Source organism: Cronobacter sp. 153480017-3, from assembly GCF_053627815.1.
Window position 1 is genome coordinate 583,354 of sequence record NZ_JBSEYN010000002.1, and the last position, 22,017, is coordinate 605,370.

Sequence of the window (22,017 nt, forward strand, 5' to 3'; positions counted from 1 at the left end):
GTGAATAAAGCGCCGGGCGCATCCTGTCGCCCGGCGCTTTATTCATGAACACATGAATGAGACTGCCTGATGGCGCCGTGTTCCCTGAGACCTAAACCCAATACTTTCTGTCAGCTAACTTTAAAGATATCGACGGTCTGCTTGAGCAGGTGAGACTGCTCTTTCAGCGACATTGCGGCGGAAGAGGCTTCTTCCACGAGCGCCGCGTTCTGCTGCGTGACCGCGTCCATCTGGTTGACCGCAAGGTTAATTTGTTCAATACCGCGGCTCTGTTCGCCGGTGGACAACGCCAGCTCGGACATAAGCACCGACACCTGATTAACAGAATTGATGATTGCCTTCATGCTTTCGCCCGCGCGGCTGACTTTCTCGCTGCCGGAGGTAATATGCGTGCCGGACTGTTCAATCAGCTCTTTAATCTCTTTGGCGGCGGCGGAAGAGCGCTGCGCCAGATTGCGCACCTCGCTTGCCACTACCGCGAATCCGCGGCCCTGTTCGCCCGCGCGTGCCGCTTCAACGGCGGCGTTGAGCGCCAGAATATTGGTCTGGAAGGCGATGCCTTCGATGATGCCGGTAATGGAGTCGATACGTCTGGCGCTTGATTCAAGCTCCATCATGGATTCCACGGCTTCTTCCATAATCTGATTGCCCTCCTGCGCCGATTCACGCATTGAACCCGCCAGCAGGTCTGCATTATGCGTATTGTCAGACGTATGCTTCACAGTGGAGGTCAACTGCTCCATGCTGGCCGCGGTCTCGCCAAGAGACGCCGCCTGCTCTTCAGTGCGGGCGGAGAGATCGATATTCCCGGCGGCGATTTCATCAGCGGCATGCGCCACGCTGTCGCTGGAATCGCGGACCTGAATAATAATATTGCACAGGGACTGGCGCATTTGTTCAAGCGCGGTAAGCATCCTGCCAATTTCATCACCGGAATGCGAAATAATCGGATTCTGTAAATCACCTTCAGCCATTTTCTTGCACTGGGCGTACGCGATATCCAGTGGTTTAAGGATCCGACGCTGGATAAGAATAAATACCGCAAGCAGAATCAGAATGAAAATAATCGTAAACCCACCCAGCAACGTAAGGCTGTATTTAAATTGTTCCTGCGCATCCAGATTAAGGTTATGCGCATAATCTTCCCGGAAAGAGAGGAGTTTCAGCAATTCATTTTCGAACTGATAATCCAGCGCCGGTACGGTAAAGCTTGCAAGCTGGTTAAAGCGCTCTACGTCATTATTGGTTGCGGCCTCGATCATGGGGCGTAAACCGTTGTCGAGATAATTCTGCCAGGTCTGTCGATAGGGCGCTAAAATTTCCTCTTCTCCCGGCGTACGAGGCGAAGCCATATAGGAATCAAAAGTTTCCACCGCGTGCTGTAAGAATTCATTCGCGCCCTCCAGTGACGTTTCCGCCTGTGAGGTTTTGCCTAACGACTGATTAATCATCGCTTCCATCAGGCGCACGCGAACGGTCCGGCTATGGTTAATCGGGTCTACCACGGAAAGCACGACGCGGATTTCTTTATTCACATCATCCAGCGCCTGATTACTGCGTGTTAACGACCACAGGTTAGAGGCGGAACTGGCGAGAAAAATAACGATTAACGCGCCAAGCGTTATAAATGAAAACAACCTTACTGTCATTGCCATCCTTTTTATATTCACTTTCATACTCAACAATATTTCTCCATCACGCGATATAAACGGTTCATGGCGTTTATCGGCGGCAGAGGATCGGCTTTTAGACAGGGTTAAAGTAAATAAACGCAAAGAAATGCAGATGGGCGTGTAGTGATGTTAATAAAACAGATGACATAAATGCGATGATATTAAAAGCGTGACGCTGATTTTAAGAGGATGTGTTCTGATTTGCTTTTCGTTAATTTTATTTTATTGGAATGTGACGCGATGTTTATGGCGCGGGAGTAGTGAATTAAATAAGGCGGCGAAGCATTAGCATGCTAATAAAATAGCGGTAATTGATTAAAAGCACCAGGAATACCGGCGCTTTTAACCGGATAGTCAAACAGGTTTTAGAGTGGATGCGCTGGAGTCTGCGCGAAGACAAATAAATGATTGCAGGCGGGGCAGATGAGCGTTTTTTGCTTGTTGACGCGGGCGGCGCTGTGTTCAGATTTTTCGTTGCATTTCGGGCAGGTGACACGGCTTAAGTAACTGTCTTGCGATTTTCTTTTATGAATAGCCATAAGTATCTTCTTTGAATTGTGGAGGGGGCACCTTACACACATTGAGTCGCAATAGCCCGATTTTTATTTTTTTAATTTACGGCTGCGCTTTTTTTATACCGCGCGATCACGATTCTGGTAGTTTCAGGCTACGTGCCGGTGCGGTAACCTGTTTACCAATAATAAGAGGAATCAGGGATGCGACACCGCTACTTCACATACTGGCGAAACACCTTACGCTGGGGTTATCGTTTAAGCATAAAACAGCTGCTGGCCTTCGTGGGGTATAGCGTTATCGCTTACAGTTTTTTGCTGGGGTTTTGGCTGGCGCTGTTTCAGGTCGTCGCATTTACGCCGCTGATGGAATACCTCACGGCGGATAGGGTGATAAATTCCTCGATCTGGGTTACACGTGTCGCACAGGCGCTGGTGGGAATTCCTGTCATGCTGCACGCGGTAAAAACCGTCATCTGGCTTTTTACGACTGCGCCGCACGGTCAATGCGGCGACACCCGTTATTACACCGATACCTCGCATCACCCGGGGACGAACCACGGTTCATCTAATTCGACATCCACACAGTCGCACGTCTCGCATCATGACAGCTGCAGTTCGGACAGCGGCTCAGGGGGCGACTGCGACAGTAGCAGCAGTGATTAAATAAAAAGCCAGGTCTGAGACCTGGCTTTTTCGTAATCAGGTCATTCTTAACGATGCCCGTTACCGTTATGACTCATCGCCATAATAGAGCGTGCCGATTTTAATTAACGGTCTGCCCTGCGCTTTACGGTGCAGGTTGGAGTCACGCAGCGAATAGACGCAACCGCAATATTCCTGCTGATAAAAGCGCTCGCGCTTGCTGATTTCGATCATGCGCGCCGAGCCGCCCTGTTTACGCCAGTTATAGTCCCAGTACACCATGCCTTCATACGGGGCCGCGGCGCGGTGACCACAGTCGTTAATCTGCTGCATATTTTTCCAGCGTGAAATACCAAGCGAGCTGCTTATCACCTTAAAGCCGTTTTCATGCGCATAAAGCGCGGTGCGTTCAAATCGCATATCGAAGCACATGGTGCAGCGCACGCCGCGCTCAGGCTCCCATTCCATCCCTTTAGCGCGCTCGAACCAGTTATCGGTATCGTAATCGGCGTCCACAAAAGGGATACCGTGCTGTTCGGCGAAGCGGATATTTTCCTCTTTACGCAGCAGGTATTCCTTCTGGGGATGAATATTGGGGTTATAGAAAAAGATGGTGTAGTCGATACCGGAAGCCTGCAGCGCCTCCATGACCTCGCCCGAGCATGGCGCACAGCAGGAGTGCAGCAGCAGTTTCTCTTCCTGATTCGGCAGCGTCAGCGTGGGCCTGACAAACGTGTTCATCATTACCTCGTCCAGTGTTGTCATCAGACAAACCTTAACAATAATTCACGCATGACGCACGTCGACGTGGGGTTTTAACGGCAATCGAGAGTCACGGAAGAGTCGAATGGGGCTGAAAATAATGGCGTGGCGCTGTCAGAAAAATAGCGTCACGCTTTATCAAAGGTTACAAAATATATTGTCTAAAATAACCGTGGCCGCTTTTTTAACGAACCGGAGAATTTATTTTTCGTCTGAGTGGCAATAAATGAGAAAATCGACTAGCGGCACAATGCCGTGTGGGTATAAATATATAGTTTTGTAAAAGGCACATTACTGCTTGCTTAAAAGAGTGGGGCATGCGTTAATGAACTCCTCGGTTTGATACGCAGAACCCGTTGTGCAGTGGTTGGTACGAGTCCTCCACTTCAGTAGTACTCATCTCCAGACGTTATCCTTCGATATCTCTTCTTTTGAGTTCCCTCTTAAGCACTGAATATTTCTGTCATTCAAACCATTTTCGCCGCAAGGCTCAAGTATAAAGGTATTAAAATATGGCTAACAGAATGAATGGTTCAGTGAAATGGTTTAACGCGGATAAAGGCTTTGGTTTTATCGCACCGGCAGACGGCAGCAAAGACGTATTCGTCCATTTCTCCGCTATCCAGAGCGATAATTTTCGCACACTGACTGAAGGTCAGCAGGTTGAATTCTCGGTTGAAAACGGCGCGAAAGGCCCGTCAGCCGTGAATGTGGTGGCGCTCTAAAGACAACATGATTGCAGCAGGTTTGCATTTCAGATGCCCTGCGTGTCATGGCTCGCAGTATCGTACTTCCCGTTTCGACGTGACCGATAAAAATCCGCACGGCGCAAAATGTATATTCTGCAAATCCGCCATGCTGGTGGGTTTTGCAGCGGCTGAACGTTACGACAGCTACGCGATGATGCATTCCGAAACGAATACGCATCGCTAAAAATACGCCTCATTCAGTAAAAAAAGCCCGCTTGCGGGCTTTTTCTTTTTTATTTCCATTCAGGGTCGGAAATAAATACGTCGCACTTTCGCGCTGCGATAATGCTTCTTAATGAATTAATGTTTGCGGGCCAGCAGTTGCTCCACTACAGCGCGTGCGGCCGTAATTTTCTGCGCCCGTTCCGGATCGCTGTTAACGCCAGCCTCAAGGCCTGCAAAGTGGTGACGCGCATTATCGACCACGCGTTCTTTCAGCACAGCAGGCACTTCTTCCAGCAATGACTGGAACAGAATTTCATACGCCAGGATGCGCGTCTGGAGTTTTTCAATAATTTCGTCAATCGATCCCGTCATTTTTACCTCTTCTGGTGAGTGCGTCGGCGCTACGTTTCACTTTAGCCGCTTGACCGGGCGTTGGCGAGCGGGATGTGAGAAAAGCGTCAGCACCCGCAAGCCAGGCTACACTTTTCCTTTGTCCCGAGGATATGAGGAAAAAGCGCCATGCCTGACAATCGCCATCCCGACAGACCGCTTGCAGATGATAATGAGCATCACGGCTTACCCGAAGATGCGCCGAATACGATAAATCCGTGGGAAGAGGACGACCTGCCGGAAAAAGAGGAGCCACACGGGCGCGAATCGCTGCGCGACGCGTGGCATAAGGCACCCTGAATCCTCGCGCCTGTCAGCCGCCTGCGGGCGGCTTCGTTTTTTGCGCTCGCTCGCCTTTTTGTTACTCACCGAAATTTGTTCTTATCTTCCCCCTCTACTTTTTGCAAAACCTGCCGATAACGATTTAAACCAAATTCAGGCGCAAGGAGTGCCTGAAACCAGGCACCAGCGCGTTATCCCTTTCGCCGCATGAGCCACCACCCACAAGCGTACCTTTGAGGTCAATATGGATAACTTCCAGAAAGATATCGATGAGAGGGCGAATCTCGCTTTATCGAACAAATTCGAACTGCTTCTCTTCCGGCTGGGATCTGCGAATGAAGAGGAGAAACCTGAGCTGTACGGTATTAACGTTTTCAAACTGCGCGAAATCGTGCCGATGCCGACGATTACCAAAGCCGCAGGCATGCAGGCGCCGCTGCTTGGTATGGCAAACATCCGCGGCCAGATAATCCCGGTTGTGGATCTGCCGGCGGTGACAGGCTGCAAACCGACCACTGGCCTGAACCTGCTGCTGGTGACCGAATATGCGCGCAGCACCCAGGCGTTCGCCGTGGAATCGGTTGAAAACATTATCCGCCTCGACTGGAGCCAGGTGCATACGGCGGAATCGGGCGTCAGCTCACGCAACATCACCAGCATCGCGCGCCTCGACAGCGATAATCAAAGTAATGAACTGGCGCTGGTGCTGGATGTTGAACAGATCCTGTATGACATCATTCCGTCGGTGCGTGACGGTCAGCCGAACACTGTGATGCAAGAGCGCAGCTTCAAACTCAAACCGGGCGCGGTGGCTATTGTGGCGGAAGACTCCAAAGTGGCGCGCTCTATGCTTGAGCACGGGCTTAAGAGTATGGGCATTCCGGCGCTCATGCACACCACAGGCCTCGAAGCCTGGGAAAAAATTAAGCTCATGGCGAAAGAGGCGCAGGCGGAAGGGCAGTCGATCACCGATAAAATCGCGATGGTGCTGACTGACCTTGAAATGCCTGAAATGGACGGCTTTACCCTGACGCGCAACATCAAAATGGACGCGACCCTGAAAAAAATTCCGGTCGTTATCCATTCGTCGCTCTCCGGCAGCGCTAACGAAGATCATGTGCGAAAAGTGGGTGCGGATGGCTACGTGGCGAAGTTCGAAATCAACGAACTCTCCGCGGCGATTCAGCGCGTACTCGATAAAGTGGCGAGCTGACGGTCAGGCTCCGGCCGGCCCGGAGCCCGCGCTTTTCAGACAGACGGTAAGCGTACCGCGCCTGCGAAGGCTTTCTGGTCAGCTACACTAAATGTGTTAACTCTGATGGATACAGGAGGTCATCATGTTTTTTGGTTTCGGATACTTCGGTGAATCGCAAAAAGAGCAGGCTTTTCGCTTACAGGCAGAAGAGCAGGGTGGCGGCACGCCGGGCCCGGAAGGGGAAGTGACGCGCAAGCGTGACGACAGCGATGACGACGAGAAAGGGCCGTATCGCTCAGAAGACGACGCAAAATAAAAAAACCGCCAGCAGGCGGTTTTTTTATGGGCGCGGATCAGCGCAACGTGTGAGGCCATCCCGGCACGAGCGGGTAAGCTGCGCAAACTCGGGGGGAGCGCCATAAAAAAGGCGGCCAGAAGGCCGCCTGAGCATTACTGCGCGTTCAGCTCGCGCCACTGCGCTGCCAGCGAATCGAGCAGCTCGTAGCGTTTACGGTACTCAGAACGTTTCTTGCTGGCGACATCTTCCAGCGGTTTGCGCGCGGCAGTAAGCGGCAGCGTGAAATAGCGCGCGCCACGACGCTCGCCGCCCACGGACTCCCAGAACTCGTCGTAGCTTGCAAAAAAATGACGCCCTTTACTGAAGCGATAACGCAGGCCGCGGAACACATGGCCGTGGTTGCTCACCGCCTCGAAATGGGTCATGTCATGCTGCTGAATCATCAGCCACAGGACTTCCATCAGCAGACGTTTCGGGAAAACGCCGTAACAGGCTTTTGTCGCATCGCGAATGGCTTCATGTGGCACGTTTCTGCGTGGCCCCTGAAGACCGCCGATGGCGATGCCGTAGCCGGTGGCGTCGCGCACCACGCTGAACGTCAGGCTGGCGAGCAGCACGTCATCACAGTGCAGCCACAGCGTGCTTTCGCCTTCGCGCTCGGCTTTATGGGCCGATGACGCGCTAATGACGACCGTTTTCTCTTTCGCCGCAAGCGTAAACAGCGGCTGCGGACTGGTGGCGCAGAGCGCATCGGCAAGGCGCGCTGCCGCACGTTCGCGGATAAAATCGTAGTGATGAATGATGGCGCTCGCCCGCTCGCCCGCGCTTAACCCCAGACGCAGATAGTGACGATGAATTTTGCCCGGCAGCGTTTTCTGCACGCTCAGCAGTTGTTCAAAGCGTGGATTTTTCGCCATGGCATTCATAAAACGCAGCGTGGCGGGCAGATAAAGACAGCTTCGCAGCGCGAATTTAAGACGATAGCTTTTTTTCTGCCATAAGCCGCCAGGCATCAGTGTGCCTGTCGTGAGGGCTTTAATAAGATCCAGGCCGCTACTGGGGGTAGGCTCAGCGTGAGAAATGATGACTGACATGAGAAAAACCTGAAAGAACGCGAATCGCCACAGTATATCGATCCGGGATCACGGCTTTTTAAACGACAGCTCAATGTCTTTTAATCAGGCAAATTTCAGGTGATGTGTATAGAAAAAAACACCCCGCAGATGAGAAGGAGAGCATGAAGGGCTGTCGTTATGCGCCTTACAGGCAGGGCAATTGCCTGTATCGCGTTTTCATTGAGCCGCAAGCCGCTCCTGCAACGGGGTAAGGTGAGGCAAAAGAGTGCCGTGTGGTCAGTCATCACAGCGTTAACGGCAAGCTTAGCGAAAACGCGGGGCGAGAGGATGAAGAAAAAATGGAGATTTCGCGCGGAAATGCACGGTTTTTTGATTCAGAAATCTTTACATCACAACATAAGAATGTTCTGATCTACGCGTTTCATTTATTGCTTATTGCGAACGCGGAAAGACCATGCAACAACTCAAGCCAGGCGCTCTCGCCATTATCATCGGCGCCCGTACCGCTGCCGGTCGGGAAAATATCGGTAAATCTGTAGAACTCTTCAGCCTCTGCCAGCCGGGTGAGCGCTTTATCAATCCGGTGACCGGTTTTATGACGGAACTGCCCAAAAGTTGCGCCCGCCCGCTGTGGCTGGTGACGGGCGATGTCGTGGCCGCCGACGGCCAGGCTGGCTTTGCCTTTGTCCGTGCCGAACACCTGATGCCGCTTGACGGCCAGCTGTTGCCGCTTGAAGAAACGGCGCTGCTTCTCGATTAAGCGTTGTCTGCAAGCTCCCTGAGCCACGCCGCCAGGATTTGCGCGTGGTTCTGGCTCCTGTCTTTCGCGCCAAACAGCAGGGTGAGCGTTCCTTTGCGTGAGATCGCCGCCAGACGCTCGCCTTCTTGCTGCTGTGCGGCCAGCTCTTCACGGTAGCGCTCGCTAAAGTGGGCAAAATCGATAACCTCGCCATGCAGCGCCTTACGCAGTGCCGTCGAAGGGGCCAGCGTTTTATTCCATTCGTCTAACGGCAAATCCGCTTTTTTAATGCCGCGTGGCCAGAGCCTGTCCACCAGCACCCGGTAGCCGTCCTGCGCGTCCGGCTCGTCGTAAACGCGTTTAAGTGTAATCATCTTTGCCTCCTGGCTTGTCGTTCTCTGTGTTCGAATTATCTGCCGCGTAAAGGCGCGAGGCAAACCACAGCGCGCGATTGCCCGAGACGCCTCGCAAATTGGCGTTATTACTGCTGATTTTGGGTGTTGTTAGCCACCGCGCAGATCGGTATGCTGATGCTCCTTATGTTGTATGTGATTCATTCAGGCATAAGGAAAACCCTATGGAAACCTCACCGCTCACTTCCACCCTGCGTATTGCGCTGGTCGGCGACTACAACAGCGCGACAGTCGCGCATCAGGCGATCCCGCTCGCGATTGACGACGCCGCCGCCGTGCTGGAACTCACCGCCGATTACGACTGGCTCCCGACCAAAGATATTAAAAGTCCGGAAGATTTGGTGGGCTATGACGCTATCTGGGTTGTGCCTGGCAGCCCGTATGAAAACGAAGACGGCGCATTTATCGCCATTCGGTATGCGCGTGAAAATGCGATTCCGTTTCTTGGCACCTGCGGCGGTTTTCAGCATGCGGTCATTGAGTATGCCCGTAACGTTCTGGGCTGGAGCGACGCGAACCACGGCGAAACCGCACAAGGCGGCAGACTGGTCATTGCACCGCTGAGTTGTTCTCTGGTGGAACAGACCGGGGAGGTTGAACTGCGCCCGCATACGCTTATCGCTCGCGCCTACGGGCGTGAGGAAATTGCAGAGGCCTATCACTGCAATTTTGGCGTGGCGCCGGAGTTTGTCGAGGCGATCAGTAAGGAAGCGCTGAAAATCACCGGCTGGGATAATGAAGGCGACGTGCGCGCCGTCGAGCTGACGACGCATCCGTTTTTTGTGGCGACGCTGTTCCAGCACGAGCGCGGCGCGCTTGCCGGGCGTCCGGTGCCGCTGGTACGCGAATTTTTACGCGCCGCCCGGCGCTGAGTTACGGCGCGCCGATTTCCCGTGCGCGCCCCGCAAAACCGCCCGCAATCGCCATCACGACGGCAAGGGCGGCGCAGACCATTAACGGCAGGCTCCAGCTATGCAGCAGATCGTGGAGTCTGCCGATAGCTGGCGGCCCGCATGCCGCCAGCAGATACCCACCGACTGCGCCATCCCGGAGAGCGCCGCCGCCTGATGCGCTGAGCTTGCGCGCAGGCCGATAAACGTCAGGCCAAGGATCATCGTCGCACCTGATCCAAAACCGAAAATCACCACCCACCAGGCGGCAAGATGCGGGAAGAACCACAGCCCGACGGGGCTTACGGCGCAAAGCAGGGCGGTCAGAATGGCGATACCGCGCTGATCGCGAAGCCGTGCGAGCAGCAGCGGCACCGCAATGCCCGGTATGGCGGTGGCAAGTTGCATGAGCCCATGCAGTGAACCGGCCTGCGCTTCGCTAAACCCTGTGCTTATCAGAATCGACGGCAGCCAGCCGATAACGATGTAATAGATAAGCGAGTTAACGCCCAGAAAGAGCGTCACCTGCCAGGCGAGCGCCGAGCGCCAGATACTACGGCTGTGCATCGCCGCGTTGCTGCCAACGGCATCGTGGCGGCGGGCGCGCAACTGCGGCAGCCAGAGGAGCAGGGCGAGCAGCGGAAAGACAATCAGCGCCAGCAGTGCGCCGCGCCAGTTGCCGCTAAGGGCTGCGACCGGCACCACCAGCGCTGAGCCAGCGGCGGCCGCAAGGCCCATCGTCAGCGAGTACGCGCCGGTCAGTTTCGCTACCTTGCCAGGAAAATCCCGCTTGATCATGCCGGGCAGCAGTACGTTGCCGATGGCTATCCCACAGCCGATAAGCGCGGTGCCGGCGAAGAGCGCCGCCGCACTGCCGGACGAGCGCAGAAGAATGCCCGCACTGATAAGCAGCAGCGCGCCGCAAAGGCTGCGCTCCATCCCGAAGCGCCGCGCGCTGCCGGCGGCCAGCGGTGACACCAGCGCGAAAGCCAGCAGCGGCAACGTGGTCAGAAGGCCGGTAGCGGCGGTGGAGAGCGAGAAATCGACGCGAATAGCGTCCAGCAGCGGCGCTGCCCCGGTAAACGTTACACGAAGGGTGGTCGCGATGGTAAGCAGCCCCGCCAGCAGAAGCCAGCCGGCGCGACGCCCGGAAGTCAGGTTTGTCATTCGTTCCTCATCTACACGCAACCGCCATGGCGATGCGTGAGTACAGCAGGTAAAAGAGTGGTGGATGCAATTCTACTGGCGGCCAATCAGCAAGGAAACCAGCCCTGCGGCGATAAGCGGCCCAACCGGCACGCCGCGAAAAAGCGCCACGCCAAGAACGGTGCCGACCAGCAGCCCGGCGACAATCGACGGCTGGCTGCCCATCAGCGCCACGCCTTTACCGCCAAGCCACGAGACGAAAACGCCCACAGCGATAGCTACCAGCGATTTCCAGTTTAAAAAGGCGTGGAACAGGGTGGAGGTGGGCAGCGTGCCGCTCGCGATGGGCGCCATCACGCTGATAGTCAGAATAATAATCCCGACGGTGACGCCCTGTTTTTCCACCCACGGAAACCAGGCGCTGAGCGGCGTCATGCGGATAACAATCAGCACCAGCACGGAGACCGTTACGGCCATGTTGTGGCTGACAAATCCAAGACCGGCAAGCGCCAGCAGGATAAGCAGCGTGATATCAAACATTCTTAGCTCCTTGCCAGAAAAGAAAACGCGCCGCCCGTCGTCATTGTTTTGTCATCAAAAGGGGCTATCACTGAGAGCAGCATCCCCCGATGTTAACGCGAGATTCCCGGAGAAACGATGAACGATCTACTCTCGCCCGACGCGCTCTGGATAACCACGTTTTTTTTCGCGACTGCCGCCACGCTGATTATTGCGGTGCGCTATCTGGAGCGGCGCTGGTAGACGGCGCGCGATGAAAGGCCACCAGTGCGGGTTTGGCGAGCCGCAGATAGTCGGCGGTGTCCATGATAATCGATTTCTCAAGCAGGCCAGCATTAAAGGCGATTTCGTCGTGGCGCTCAAATAACAGCGGATCGGCCACCAGTTTGAGCTCCGGGTGAAAACTGAATGGGGGGATCGCGCCAAAAACGCAGCGGGTGAGTGCATCCACTTCCGCCGGGCTTGCCAGCGACGCCTTCGTACCGCCCAGGTGCTGCGCGAGCAGGGCAAGATCCGCCTGGAGATCGGCACCGAGTACGGCGAGCACAACCTGTTTTATCCCGTTGCCTTTAATTTTGCATACCAGCGCTTTCGCGCCCTGACTTAAATGCGTACCGCGAATTTCCGATACCGCTTCGCATTTGCCCATCGCCTCATGTTCCATCACCCGAAACCGCGCCTGGCCGTGCGTCAGTAAATCCACGAGTTGTTGGTGAATATCCATCCCTTTCATTTTGTCGCCTCGTTAACCGGATAAGGTTTTCCACCTTACTGGCGGTTCGCTTATTTTGCAACGCCTGCACAATTTCAAAAAATAAAAGCAAATAAAATAAACAAGCTACGATGATTCTGCCCGGAAAATAAAGGTTGTCGTTTGGCTTACTTTACGAAGCTGTATTACAGTCATAAGAGTGTCTTATGAAAACGACGGCAGTCATTATTCAGACAATATTATCTGCGTAGTGATGCGTCGTAATAAGCGCAGCGCCGAAACAGGGCGAGACGATTCGCAATCGGGGCTTTGCCGGAAATATCGGCACGAAGCGACGTTTGCGAAAAAATGCACGGAAGCGCGCTCTTGCTGGCAAGTGTAAGGATACTTTCGGTAGATGATCTCTTTTTCAGTATTGACGTTTTCTGGTAACACTAAACCAATCCCGGAGGTTGTTATGGCAGAACATCGTGGTGGTTCCGGCAATTTTGCCGAAAATCGTGAAAAAGCATCAGAAGCAGGTAAAAAAGGCGGACAGCAGAGCGGCGGGAATTTTAAAAATGACCCGGAACGCGCGTCCGAAGCAGGTAAAAAAGGCGGCCAGAACAGCCACAGCGGTGGTCGTAAATAATCTGGCTTGTTGATTTTATCTGTTATCGCAGCAGCCTCAGGGCTGCTGTTTTATTTTGCCTGCATCGTCAGTAATAAGCGTAATGCCTGGTTGTCGATGGGGCGCGAGAACCACCAGCCCTGGCCGTAACAGCCCGGAAAATTATCCTGTAAGTAATCGACCTGCAACCGCTGTTCAAGCCCTTCAAATACGACCTGCTGTGGCATGGCTTTCAGCATTTCAATTAAATTGACCAGCAGCGTTTTATTAAGCGTTGGCGTGCCTATCGCATCGGTAATGCTTTTATCGACCTTGACTTCATCAATCGGCAGGCGTGAAAGCCATGAAATGGTCGAATAGCCGGTGCCGAAATCATCCAGCGCGATTAAAAACCCGTGTTGTTTAAATAACGAAATGGCCGCTTCCATATGTGCAAGCGTTGCGTTTTCCCGCTCCGTTATTTCCAGCATAATGCGATTCGACGCAAGGCCGGTGTTATGCGTCAGTTGGGTGAGAAAATTAAGATAATGACGGGAGAAGAGATCGTTGAGGCTAATATTGATGCTGAGCGTCAGGTCATAAGGTTCCAGCAATTCCACCGTTTCTGCGATGGCTTGCGTCGTCACAAATTCGGTGACTTTGCTCATCATCCCTTCTTTTTCCGCAAGCGGGATAAACACATCCGGCGACACGGCATCGCCATTACTGTCATGCCAGCGCAGCAGCGCCTCCATGCCTTTCATCCGGCCGGTTTCAATTTCGTAGATGGGCTGATAAGCCACACGCAGGTCGCCGTTTTTTAACGCGTTTTCCAGGCGCACCGTAAGTGACGTCTGTTTTTTGCGATAAAGCGCCAGGCATGTGCAGAGTAATAATCCGAGCGCCAGGCCGAGCGCGATGAGCAATACGAGGGTATACCAGCGCGCCTGGATCAGGCCATAAGGGTGCGTACCGGCAATGACACAAATATCGTATTGCGCATTGCAGCGTTCTTTGGTGATGAAATACCAGGCATAATGTGAGGAAGTATCAGTTGCCGATAATAAGGCCTGGGTGGGGCCGAGCGTAAACCAGCGGCGGTCGCGCTGTGAGTTGGTAATCATCGCGCTGTAGTGCGTCGTTTTTGCGTCATTTTCAAAGCGGGTAAACACGAAAGGAGAAAATATTACCAGCAGATCGTTGCGCCACCAGGCGCTGACGTTAATGGTGTCTGTCAGGGGCAAATTTAATAACCAGCGGGCACCGTCACGACTGACGATATTTTGCGTTGCGGTGAGCGGCTGTGGAACAGGAAGATGTCCCCAGAGCGCGGAACAGATAATCCCACGCGCGCCGGTGCGGCCCACATCTTTGATCATCTGGTATTCCCACAACATCGTGCGCAATGAATTAAGATCGGCCTCGCTGCAGGGGGGATAATGCGCCATTTTCATCTCGCGCGCGGCAAGTGAGTTTGCCTGCTGTAATAGCGTGACGCTGCGTTCAAGCACTGCCTGAGTATAGTTTTCTATTCGGTTTGCTTCTGTTCGCCAGTATATTATTTGCGCAACGGCCAGGACGGACAACAGGCTGGCGATGATTATCCCCACCATCCCGGACGTTTTATTCAAGCCCAATGAGACCCTGTTAAACATGATTCACGGTGGTCCTGCGACGGCGCCGCGTCGTTATTTTATAATGCCGCTCACTATAACTGATAGCGAACCGGCTGTAAGTAAAATCTGTAGGGTTATTAATAAGCAGCCTCAGCTTTACTACATATTATGGCTCAATAGTTTCACTTGATTAAGTGACGCTGACATAAAAGTTTAGCGGCACTTTAATTGCGGGTTATTTAATAAGAAAAACGCAGGGCCGACGAACGTCGACCCTGTGGATTAATTCCAGTTTTCACTGGCCTGCTTATGAAAGAGCTCGCGAAATACCGGGTAGATATCATCCTGATCGCGGATATGCTGCATAGCGAAATTCTCATATTTCGCCTGTAAATCTTCATATTCACGCCACAGCGTCTGGTGCGCGCGGCGGGTGATTTCGATATAACTGTAATATCGCACCACTGGCAGGATTTTCTTAGCCAGAATTTCATGACAGAGCGGCGAGTCATCGGCCCAGTTATCGCCATCAGAGGCTTGCGCGGCGTAAATATTCCACTGCGCCGGATCGTAGCGCGCTTTCACCACCTCATCCATCAGCTTAAGCGCGCTGGAAACAATGGTCCCGCCTGTCTCTTGCGAGTAGAAAAACTCATGTTCATCCACTTCTTTCGCCTGCGTATGGTGGCGGATATAGACCACATCGACGTTTTTATAGGTTCGGCTCAGGAACAGATAGAGCAGAATATAAAAGCGTTTGGCCATATCTTTTGTCGCCTGATCCATCGAGCCGGAGACATCCATCAGGCAGAACATGACCGCCTGGCTTGAAGGCTCCGGGCGCTTTTCGAAGTTCTTGTAGCGCAGGTCGAAAGTATCAATAAACGGCACGCGTTCGATTTTGGCGCGCAGTTCGGCAATCTCCTTACGTAACCGCTCCTCTTCGAGCAGTTGTGCCGGTTCGCTTCTCAGGGCTTCTTCGAGATTCGCTTCCAGCTCGCGTAGCGCCCGGCGCTTGCCCGCGGTCATCGCCGTACGGCGCGCCAGGGAATTTTGCAGCGAGCGCACCACGCTGATATTGGCCGGCACGCCGTTAGAGGTGTAGCCGGAGCGATGCGTTTTATACTCGTTTAACTGGCGGTGCTGATTCTTTTTCAGATTCGGCAGGGCGAGATCTTCAAACAAGAGATCGAGATATTCATCTTTGGAGATCTGGAAAACGAACTCATCCTGGCCCTCGCCGTCGGCGCTCGCCTGACCCTGGCCGCTACCACCGCCACCTCCGCCGCCCTGTGGGCGCTCAATGCGGTCGTTCTGAACAAAATGATCGTTACCCGGATGCACGCGATGGCGCAGGCCGCCGCGCCCCTGATGGAACATCGGTTCGCTGATATCGTCATTCGGAATGGAGACGGATTCACCACTCTGGACATCGGTCACCGAACGCTTGTTAATCGCCTCGGAGATCGACTGCTTAATCTGTGCTTTATAACGACGCAAGAAGCGCTGGCGGTTTACCGTGCTCTTGTTTTTGCCGTTGAGACGTCGGTCTATGAACCAGGTCATATGCCCCCCGTACTGCATTGCCAACTTTATGCCGAACTCGTATCGCCGGATGCGCGGTGCGCTCCGGCGTACGGTTCGCTTCGTTGTAGGCCCGGGCGGCGCGAGCACCGCCGGGCGATTTATCAGGACGATTTACGCACGCGCAGATACCATTCGCAAAGCAGACGCACCTGTTTGCGGGTATAGCCTTTTTCCATCATGCGATCGACAAAATCGTCGTGTTTCTTCTGCTCATCAGTGGACGTTTTGGCGTTAAAGGAGATAACCGGCAGCAGCTCCTCGGTGTTCGAGAACATTTTCTTCTCGATAACCGTGCGCAGCTTCTCATAGCTGGTCCAGTTCGGATTGCGGCCATTATTGTTGGCTCGGGCGCGCAGCACGAAGTTGACGATTTCATTGCGGAAATCTTTCGGGTTGCTGATGCCCGCCGGTTTCTCGATTTTCTCCAGTTCCGCGTTGAGCGATTCGCGATCAAACAGCTGACCGGTATCCGGGTCGCGGTACTCCTGATCCTGGATCCAGAAATCCGCATAGGTGACGTAGCGGTCAAAGATGTTCTGGCCATATTCGGAGTAGGACTCCAGATACGCCGTCTGGATCTCTTTACCGATAAATTCAGCGTATTTCGGGATCAGATAGCCTTTCAGGAATTCGAGATAGCGTTCGGCCTGCTCCTGCGGGAACTGTTCGCGTTCAATCTGCTGCTCCAGCACATAAAAAAGATGCACCGGGTTCGCCGCCACTTCGGTATGGTCGAAGTTAAAGACGCGCGAGAGGATTTTGAACGCGAAGCGGGTGGAGAGCCCGTTCATGCCTTCATCTACGCCCGCGTAGTCGCGATACTCCTGATAAGACTTCGCTTTCGGGTCGGTGTCCTTGAGGCTTTCGCCGTCGTAAACGCGCATTTTTGAGTAAATACTGGAGTTTTCCGGCTCTTTCAGGCGCGAGAGGATCGAGAAACGGGCCAGCGTTTCGAGCGTACCGGGCGCGCAGGGGGCATGCGACAGCTCGCTGTGGTTAAGCAGTTTTTCGTAGATTTTGATCTCTTCCGAAATACGCAGGCAGTAAGGCACCTTGACGATATAGACACGGTCCAGGAACGCCTCGTTGTTTTTGTTATTTCTGAAAGTGACCCATTCCGATTCGTTGGAGTGCGCCAGAATGATGCCGTTAAAGGGCAGGGCGGAGATGCCTTCTGTCCCGTTGTAGTTGCCTTCCTGGGTCGCCGTCAGCAGCGGGTGCAGCACTTTAATCGGCGCTTTAAACATCTCGACGAATTCCATCACGCCCTGGTTGGCGCGGCAGAGCGCGCCGGAGTAACCGTAGGCGTCCGGATCGTTTTGCGCGTGATGCTCAAGCTTACGGATATCCACTTTACCCACCAGCGCGGAGATATCCTGGTTGTTTTCATCGCCCGGCTCGGTTTTCGCGATAGCGATTTGCTCAAGAATCGACGGCCAGACTTTGACGACGCGGAATTTGGTGATGTCACCGCCAAACTCATGCAGGCGCTTCGCGGCCCACGGCGACATAATGGTACCGAGATAGCGGCGCGGAACGTTGTACTCTTTTTCCAGAATTTGCGCGTCTTCCTGCGGGTTGAAGAGGCACAGCGGGTGATCGTTGACCGGGCTGCGCTCGCCGTTGGCGCTCAGCACATAAATGGGTACGCGCTGCATCAGCGATTTCAGACGCTCGGCAAGCGACGATTTACCGCCGCCCACCGGGCCCAGCAGATAGAGGATCTGTTTTTTCTCTTCCAGACCCTGCGCCGCGTGTTTCAGGTACGACACAATCTGCTCAATGGCCTCTTCCATGCCATAAAACTCTTCAAACGCCGGATACCGGGCGACCACCCGGTTCGAAAAGAGACGGGAGAGCCGTGGCTCCTGGGCAGTATCCACCATCACTGGCTCACCGATGGCCATCAATAGCCGTTCCGCCGCATTTGCATATGCACTGCGATCCTGCCGGCAAACGGTAAGAAATTCCTGCAGTGTGAACTCTTCGTCCTTGGCAGCTTCATAGCGCTGGCGATAGTGATCGAATATATTCATGGCATGCCGTCCTTTCGTTTTTTAGCACAGGTTTAAGAGCCGTTCATATGAATAGTGGAGGCTCCCGGAAGACGTATTCTGAGTACAGCAACCCTAATGCCAACTTAAGCATTTTTTTGCGCGTTGCACTGTGCTACTGCGGTCAGGGTAATGCACCTTCTTAATTTTAAGCGTAGATGGCATTTGAAAATCTTGCATGCCGCCGTTTGAGGGATTCAGTGATTTATCAAGCACTCATCCCGTTGTTTCTGCTGGCGGATTTACATTTATGGCGTGAATTCACCGTCAGGTCATAAAATTGCAAGCCGCCTGTCACGCGAAAATGCGAGGCTGCGCGATCCAATGATGTAAAGAAGTGCGAAAAAATTTGGGGTGAAGCGCAGGGGCGGTTAAACTTCGCGAGCCGATCATTTGACTAAAGGACTTGATGGATTGTGAGCACATTCAAATTTCTGGCACTGAGTGCCGTTATGGCTTCAGCCGCTACCTTTGCGCATGCAGAAGGAAAACTGTCAGTTGGCGCGGGTGCAGGATGGGTAGTCAATCCTTATAAACAGTACGACCGCGATGTTTACCCGCTGCCGGTTATCAACTATGAAGGCGATAATTTCTGGGTGCGCGGTCTGGGTGCGGGATACTACCTGTGGAATGACACCGCCGATAAGCTTTCCATTATGGCGTACTATTCGCCGCTGCACTTTAAGCCGGGCGACAGCGACAGCCGCGCGCTGCGCCGTCTGGATGAGCGCAAAGCAACGCTGATGGCGGGCCTCTCTTACGTGCATAATACGCAGTATGGTTTCCTGCGCACGTCGCTTGCCGCTGATACGCTGGATAACAGCAACGGTATCGTGTGGGATCTCGCGTGGCTCTATCGCTACACCAACGGCGGTCTGACCCTGACGCCGGGCATCGGTGTTGAGTGGAGCAGTGAAAACCAGAACGATTACTACTATGGCGTGAGCGGCAAAGAATCGCGCCGCAGCGGGCTTAACCGCTATGACGCTGACGATGGCTGGGCGCCGTATGCCGAGCTGACCGCCACTTATCGTCTCTCTGACAGCTGGAGCGTTTACGGCAGCGGCCGTTACACCCATCTTAGCGACGAAGCGAAAGACAGCCCGATGGTAGACCGTTCCTGGTCTGCGCTGCTGTCTACCGGCGTGACTTACACGTTCTGATTCGTAACGCTATCTACTGGGGCGCCTTCGGGTGCCCTTTTTTATGGCGCAGGTTGATGGGAAACAGGGAAGGGCGTAAAAAATGGCCCCGCTCATCGCGAGGCCATGGGTTATCAGGCTTTTTTGATAACGCGCAGCGTCTGGGAGAGGCGCGAAGGTTTATCTTCACGCGTCTGCTGCGGCGTGGTTACGCAGGCGGTTTCCACGCAAACGAACGTCTTATAACCGTCATCCGGCATATCGCCCATGCTGACCGAGAGCGCCGGGCCCGGGTTCCAGCCCACCACGTTGCTGTTGTGGTGATGCACCACTTCAATGGTGCGGTTAAGCGCACCGTCATGGATCAGGCTGCACCCTTCCGGGTTCAGGTAAACGCGATCGGTACGGTCCGGGAATGTCTGCACGCCGCCGTTGAGTTTGCCTTCCTCGCCGCCATTCACTTTGTCGAGATAGGCCTCGCCAAGCCCGCTCACTTTGACTTCCGCGATGTCGCCGACGTTGAAATAGGAGTGCAGCGCGGAGGTGGTTTCGAATTCGCCGTGCGCTTCCAGCTCCATTTCGCAGGTTTTGCCGAGCTTATAGCGCGCATAGAGCGTGAAATCGTGCGGCCAGAGTTTACGGCTTGCGTCGCTTGCGTGCAGTTCAAACGTCAGCACCACGCCGTTGTCGTCTTCATTATGGGCGCTTAAGTTCCACGGCAGATTGCGGGCGAAACCGTGCGAGGGCAGATCTTTTTGCGCCGACGGGCCAAACCACGGCCAGCAGATCGGCACGCCGCCGCGCAGCGCGACGCCTTTTTTAAACGGCGTGTTGGCGCTCAGCCATAACACCTCTTCTTCGCCAGCCGGTTTCCAGCACAGCAGGTGCGCGCCCTGCAGCGCCACGGCGGCGCGAACCTGCGGGTGGTCGATAACGATGATATCCAGCTCGTCATGCTGACGACGGGAGAGGTAAGGCGTTAACTGCTCTGACACCGGCAGGGCAAAAAGCGTATTGATCATTTCTGGCAATCCTCTGTCTTAAATCCAAATAAAAAGGGCGACCGAAGTCGCCCTTAAGATCAGAATCTCATCTCACTTATTTGGAGATGTGAGCGATCAGGTCCAGTACTTTGTTGGAGTAGCCGGTTTCGTTGTCGTACCAGGAAACCAGTTTCACGAAGTTGTCGTTCAGTGCGATACCTGCTTTAGCATCGAACACGGAAGTGCATACTTCGCCGTTGAAGTCGGTGGAAACCACGTCATCTTCGGTGTAACCCAGAACGCCTTTCATTTCACCTTCAGCGGCTTTCTTGATAGCGTCTTTGATCTGCTCGTAGGTCGCTGCTTTTTCCAGACGAACGGTCAGGTCAACAACGGATACGTTCGGGGTCGGAACGCGGAACGCCATACCAGTCAGTTTGCCGTTCAGTTCCGGCAGCACTTTACCTACAGCTTTAGCTGCGCCGGTAGAGGACGGGATGATGTTCTGAGCCGCGCCACGGCCGCCGCGCCAGTCTTTGTGAGACGGGCCGTCAACGGTTTTCTGAGTCGCGGTGGTCGCGTGAACGGTGGTCATCAGACCTTCAATGATGCCGAAGTTGTCGTTGATAACTTTCGCCAGCGGTGCCAGGCAGTTGGTGGTGCAGGAAGCGTTGGACACGATGTCCTGGCCTGCATATTTATCAAAGTTAGCGCCACGAACGAACATCGGGGTGTTGTCTTTGGACGGGCCAGTCAGAACAACTTTTTTCGCGCCAGCGGTGATGTGTTTACGTGCGGTTTCGTCGGTCAGGAAGATACCGGTTGCTTCAGCAACCACGTCCACGCCCACTTCGTCCCACTTCAGGTTAGCCGGGTCTTTTTCAGCGGTAACGCGGATTTTTTTACCGTTAACGATCAGATGACCGTCTTTAACTTCAACGGTACCGTCGAAACGACCGTGAGTAGAGTCATACTTCAGCATGTAGGCCATGTAGTCAGCGTCTAACAGGTCGTTGATTGCAACGATCTCGATGTCAGAACGTTTCTGAGCAGCACGGAAAACAATGCGACCGATACGGCCAAAACCGTTGATACCTACTTTGATAGTCATATATTCCACCAGCTATTTGTTAGTGAATAAAAGGTTGGCTGTAAAATTACAAAAACCTTACGCAGCGTCAAGCGGAATCGTGTCAATCATTGCGACAAATCAATCCTGTGGACAAGCTTTGCACGACTGACTCACCTCACTCTTCCTTTTGGGCTCAGGTCCATATGGGGACACCGAGAGGAATTTAAAAGGGCGTCGAAAACAAAAGTGTGATGTTAATCACATTTGCTTGTCAGCTGCATTTTCAGTGCTAAGTTTAGACCAAAAGTGTACGCGTTACTGTTAATGTTTTGTTAGAATAATGCAGGTAATGTAACTGCTTAAACCTCCCCGAGATGTCACCTTATGGCCAATCAAAACTCCCAGGACGACCTGAAAAACACCCTGACGGAAATGCAGTTTTACGTCACCCAGAATCACGGCACGGAACCGCCGTATACCGGGCGTCTGCTGCATAACAAGCGTGATGGCGTCTACCACTGTCTGGTGTGCGATGCGCCGCTGTTTAACTCTGAAACTAAGTATGATTCGGGCTGCGGCTGGCCGAGTTTTTACGAGCCGGTAAGCGAGGACTCGATCCGTTACCTTAACGATTACTCGCACGGCATGCAGCGCATTGAAATCCGCTGCGGCAACTGTGATGCGCACCTGGGACACGTGTTCCCGGATGGCCCGCAACCGACCGGCGAACGCTACTGCGTCAATTCGGCGTCGCTGAGCTTCACCGATGACGATAACGGCGAGCAAATCAAAGGCTGAAGAATCGATT

24 protein-coding genes and 1 pseudogene are annotated in these 22,017 nt (G+C 53.7%); 11 read left to right on the top strand and 14 right to left on the bottom strand.

Annotation, left to right across the window (positions count from 1 at the left end; translation table 11 throughout):
• Positions 1–110 precede the first annotated feature (110 nt).
• Positions 111–1,649 (bottom strand): methyl-accepting chemotaxis protein, encoded by a 1,539-nt coding sequence (locus ACUW6V_RS07175; protein ID WP_454038173.1) that lies wholly within the window; start codon positions 1,647–1,649, stop codon positions 111–113.
• 389 nt (positions 1,650–2,038) lie between these two features.
• Positions 2,039–2,212: a YnfU family zinc-binding protein gene (locus ACUW6V_RS07180; protein WP_004385768.1), complete on the bottom strand. Its 174-nt coding sequence runs from the start codon at positions 2,210–2,212 to the stop codon at positions 2,039–2,041.
• A 177-nt stretch (positions 2,213–2,389) separates the two neighbouring features.
• Between ACUW6V_RS07180 and ACUW6V_RS07185 the strand changes: the two genes are divergently transcribed.
• Positions 2,390–2,851 carry a hypothetical protein gene (locus tag ACUW6V_RS07185; RefSeq protein ID WP_142969587.1) on the top strand — a complete coding sequence of 154 codons (462 nt, stop codon included), beginning with the start codon at positions 2,390–2,392 and terminating at the stop codon, positions 2,849–2,851.
• Positions 2,852–2,917: 66 nt separating this feature from the next.
• On the opposite strand, the gene ACUW6V_RS07190 is transcribed toward ACUW6V_RS07185, so the two are convergent.
• A complete protein-coding gene (locus ACUW6V_RS07190; RefSeq protein ID WP_087600023.1) occupies positions 2,918–3,571 on the bottom strand; it encodes an epoxyqueuosine reductase QueH in 654 nt (217 codons plus the stop codon).
• Between the two features lie 533 nt (positions 3,572–4,104).
• Between ACUW6V_RS07190 and cspE the strand changes: the two genes are divergently transcribed.
• Complete coding sequence (gene cspE, locus ACUW6V_RS07195) at positions 4,105–4,317, top strand: transcription antiterminator/RNA stability regulator CspE (RefSeq protein WP_004385765.1); 213 nt, start codon at positions 4,105–4,107, stop codon at positions 4,315–4,317.
• Entirely contained in the window at positions 4,301–4,525 is a 225-nt protein-coding gene (gene ymcF / locus ACUW6V_RS07200) for a cold shock small protein YmcF (RefSeq protein WP_004385764.1), read from the top strand. Before cspE ends, ymcF begins: the two co-directional genes overlap by 17 nt.
• A gap of 116 nt (positions 4,526–4,641) precedes the next feature.
• Here ymcF and ACUW6V_RS07205 read toward each other — a convergent pair whose 3' ends face one another.
• The gene (locus tag ACUW6V_RS07205) at positions 4,642–4,878 is read right to left on the bottom strand and encodes a hypothetical protein (protein ID WP_004385763.1); all 237 of its coding nucleotides are present in this window, start codon (positions 4,876–4,878) and stop codon (positions 4,642–4,644) included.
• A gap of 147 nt (positions 4,879–5,025) precedes the next feature.
• Here ACUW6V_RS07205 and ACUW6V_RS07210 point away from each other — a divergent pair, with 147 nt between their 5' ends.
• From ACUW6V_RS07210 to ACUW6V_RS07220, 3 genes are all read left to right on the top strand, one after another.
• The gene (locus ACUW6V_RS07210; protein WP_004385762.1) at positions 5,026–5,196 is read left to right on the top strand and encodes a hypothetical protein; all 171 of its coding nucleotides are present in this window, start codon (positions 5,026–5,028) and stop codon (positions 5,194–5,196) included.
• A 226-nt stretch (positions 5,197–5,422) separates the two neighbouring features.
• Positions 5,423–6,391, top strand: a complete 969-nt coding sequence (locus ACUW6V_RS07215) for a chemotaxis protein (RefSeq protein ID WP_004385761.1) — start codon at positions 5,423–5,425, stop codon at positions 6,389–6,391.
• 124 nt (positions 6,392–6,515) lie between these two features.
• Entirely contained in the window at positions 6,516–6,689 is a 174-nt protein-coding gene (locus ACUW6V_RS07220; RefSeq protein ID WP_007670864.1) for a hypothetical protein, read from the top strand.
• Between the two features lie 134 nt (positions 6,690–6,823).
• Here the strand turns inward: ACUW6V_RS07220 and ACUW6V_RS07225 are convergent, their stop codons facing one another.
• Positions 6,824–7,765: a VirK/YbjX family protein gene (locus ACUW6V_RS07225; RefSeq protein WP_054624647.1), complete on the bottom strand. Its 942-nt coding sequence runs from the start codon at positions 7,763–7,765 to the stop codon at positions 6,824–6,826.
• A gap of 436 nt (positions 7,766–8,201) precedes the next feature.
• On the opposite strand from ACUW6V_RS07225, the gene ACUW6V_RS07230 reads away from it, so the two are divergent.
• Entirely contained in the window at positions 8,202–8,507 is a 306-nt protein-coding gene (locus ACUW6V_RS07230; protein ID WP_004386637.1) for a hypothetical protein, read from the top strand.
• Here the strand turns inward: ACUW6V_RS07230 and ACUW6V_RS07235 are convergent.
• The gene (locus ACUW6V_RS07235; RefSeq protein WP_054624649.1) at positions 8,504–8,860 is read right to left on the bottom strand and encodes a DUF488 domain-containing protein; all 357 of its coding nucleotides are present in this window, start codon (positions 8,858–8,860) and stop codon (positions 8,504–8,506) included. The genes ACUW6V_RS07230 and ACUW6V_RS07235 overlap by 4 nt on opposite strands.
• Before the next feature lie 203 nt (positions 8,861–9,063).
• On the opposite strand from ACUW6V_RS07235, the gene ACUW6V_RS07240 reads away from it, so the two are divergent.
• Entirely contained in the window at positions 9,064–9,771 is a 708-nt protein-coding gene (locus tag ACUW6V_RS07240) for a CTP synthase C-terminal region-related (seleno)protein (RefSeq protein WP_004386635.1), read from the top strand.
• 1 nt (position 9,772) lies between these two features.
• Here the strand turns inward: ACUW6V_RS07240 and ACUW6V_RS07245 are convergent.
• From ACUW6V_RS07245 to ACUW6V_RS07255, 3 genes and pseudogenes are all read right to left on the bottom strand, one after another.
• Positions 9,773–10,956: pseudogene (locus ACUW6V_RS07245) on the bottom strand (CynX/NimT family MFS transporter).
• A 72-nt stretch (positions 10,957–11,028) separates the two neighbouring features.
• Complete coding sequence (locus ACUW6V_RS07250; RefSeq protein ID WP_004386633.1) at positions 11,029–11,475, bottom strand: DUF441 domain-containing protein; 447 nt, start codon at positions 11,473–11,475, stop codon at positions 11,029–11,031.
• A 187-nt stretch (positions 11,476–11,662) separates the two neighbouring features.
• Positions 11,663–12,187 (bottom strand): YbaK/prolyl-tRNA synthetase associated domain-containing protein, encoded by a 525-nt coding sequence (locus ACUW6V_RS07255; RefSeq protein ID WP_007849374.1) that lies wholly within the window; start codon positions 12,185–12,187, stop codon positions 11,663–11,665.
• Positions 12,188–12,623: 436 nt separating this feature from the next.
• Here ACUW6V_RS07255 and ACUW6V_RS07260 point away from each other — a divergent pair, with 436 nt between their 5' ends.
• Positions 12,624–12,797, top strand: a complete 174-nt coding sequence (locus ACUW6V_RS07260) for a con-10 family general stress protein (RefSeq protein WP_004386632.1) — start codon at positions 12,624–12,626, stop codon at positions 12,795–12,797.
• A gap of 50 nt (positions 12,798–12,847) precedes the next feature.
• On the opposite strand, the gene ACUW6V_RS07265 is transcribed toward ACUW6V_RS07260, so the two are convergent.
• The 3 genes from ACUW6V_RS07265 to yeaG all read right to left on the bottom strand — a co-directional run bounded on the left by ACUW6V_RS07265 (position 12,848) and on the right by yeaG (position 17,994).
• Complete coding sequence (locus ACUW6V_RS07265; RefSeq protein ID WP_454038218.1) at positions 12,848–14,368, bottom strand: EAL domain-containing protein; 1,521 nt, start codon at positions 14,366–14,368, stop codon at positions 12,848–12,850.
• 285 nt (positions 14,369–14,653) lie between these two features.
• Complete coding sequence (locus ACUW6V_RS07270; protein WP_004386629.1) at positions 14,654–15,937, bottom strand: YeaH/YhbH family protein; 1,284 nt, start codon at positions 15,935–15,937, stop codon at positions 14,654–14,656.
• Positions 15,938–16,059: 122 nt separating this feature from the next.
• Positions 16,060–17,994: a protein kinase YeaG gene (yeaG, locus tag ACUW6V_RS07275; RefSeq protein ID WP_004386628.1), complete on the bottom strand. Its 1,935-nt coding sequence runs from the start codon at positions 17,992–17,994 to the stop codon at positions 16,060–16,062.
• Positions 17,995–18,464: 470 nt separating this feature from the next.
• Here yeaG and ACUW6V_RS07280 point away from each other — a divergent pair, with 470 nt between their 5' ends.
• On the top strand, positions 18,465–19,175 hold the full coding sequence (locus ACUW6V_RS07280; RefSeq protein WP_012125030.1) for a MipA/OmpV family protein: 711 nt from the start codon (positions 18,465–18,467) through the stop codon (positions 19,173–19,175).
• 113 nt (positions 19,176–19,288) lie between these two features.
• Here the strand turns inward: ACUW6V_RS07280 and ACUW6V_RS07285 are convergent, their stop codons facing one another.
• Both ACUW6V_RS07285 and gapA read right to left on the bottom strand, forming a co-directional pair.
• The gene (locus ACUW6V_RS07285) at positions 19,289–20,176 is read right to left on the bottom strand and encodes a D-hexose-6-phosphate mutarotase (protein WP_007893940.1); all 888 of its coding nucleotides are present in this window, start codon (positions 20,174–20,176) and stop codon (positions 19,289–19,291) included.
• A gap of 76 nt (positions 20,177–20,252) precedes the next feature.
• Entirely contained in the window at positions 20,253–21,248 is a 996-nt protein-coding gene (gene gapA / locus ACUW6V_RS07290; RefSeq protein ID WP_004386625.1) for a glyceraldehyde-3-phosphate dehydrogenase, read from the bottom strand.
• A gap of 345 nt (positions 21,249–21,593) precedes the next feature.
• Here gapA and msrB point away from each other — a divergent pair, with 345 nt between their 5' ends.
• Positions 21,594–22,007 (top strand): peptide-methionine (R)-S-oxide reductase MsrB, encoded by a 414-nt coding sequence (gene msrB, locus ACUW6V_RS07295; protein ID WP_004386624.1) that lies wholly within the window; start codon positions 21,594–21,596, stop codon positions 22,005–22,007.
• Positions 22,008–22,017: the final 10 nt, after the last annotated feature.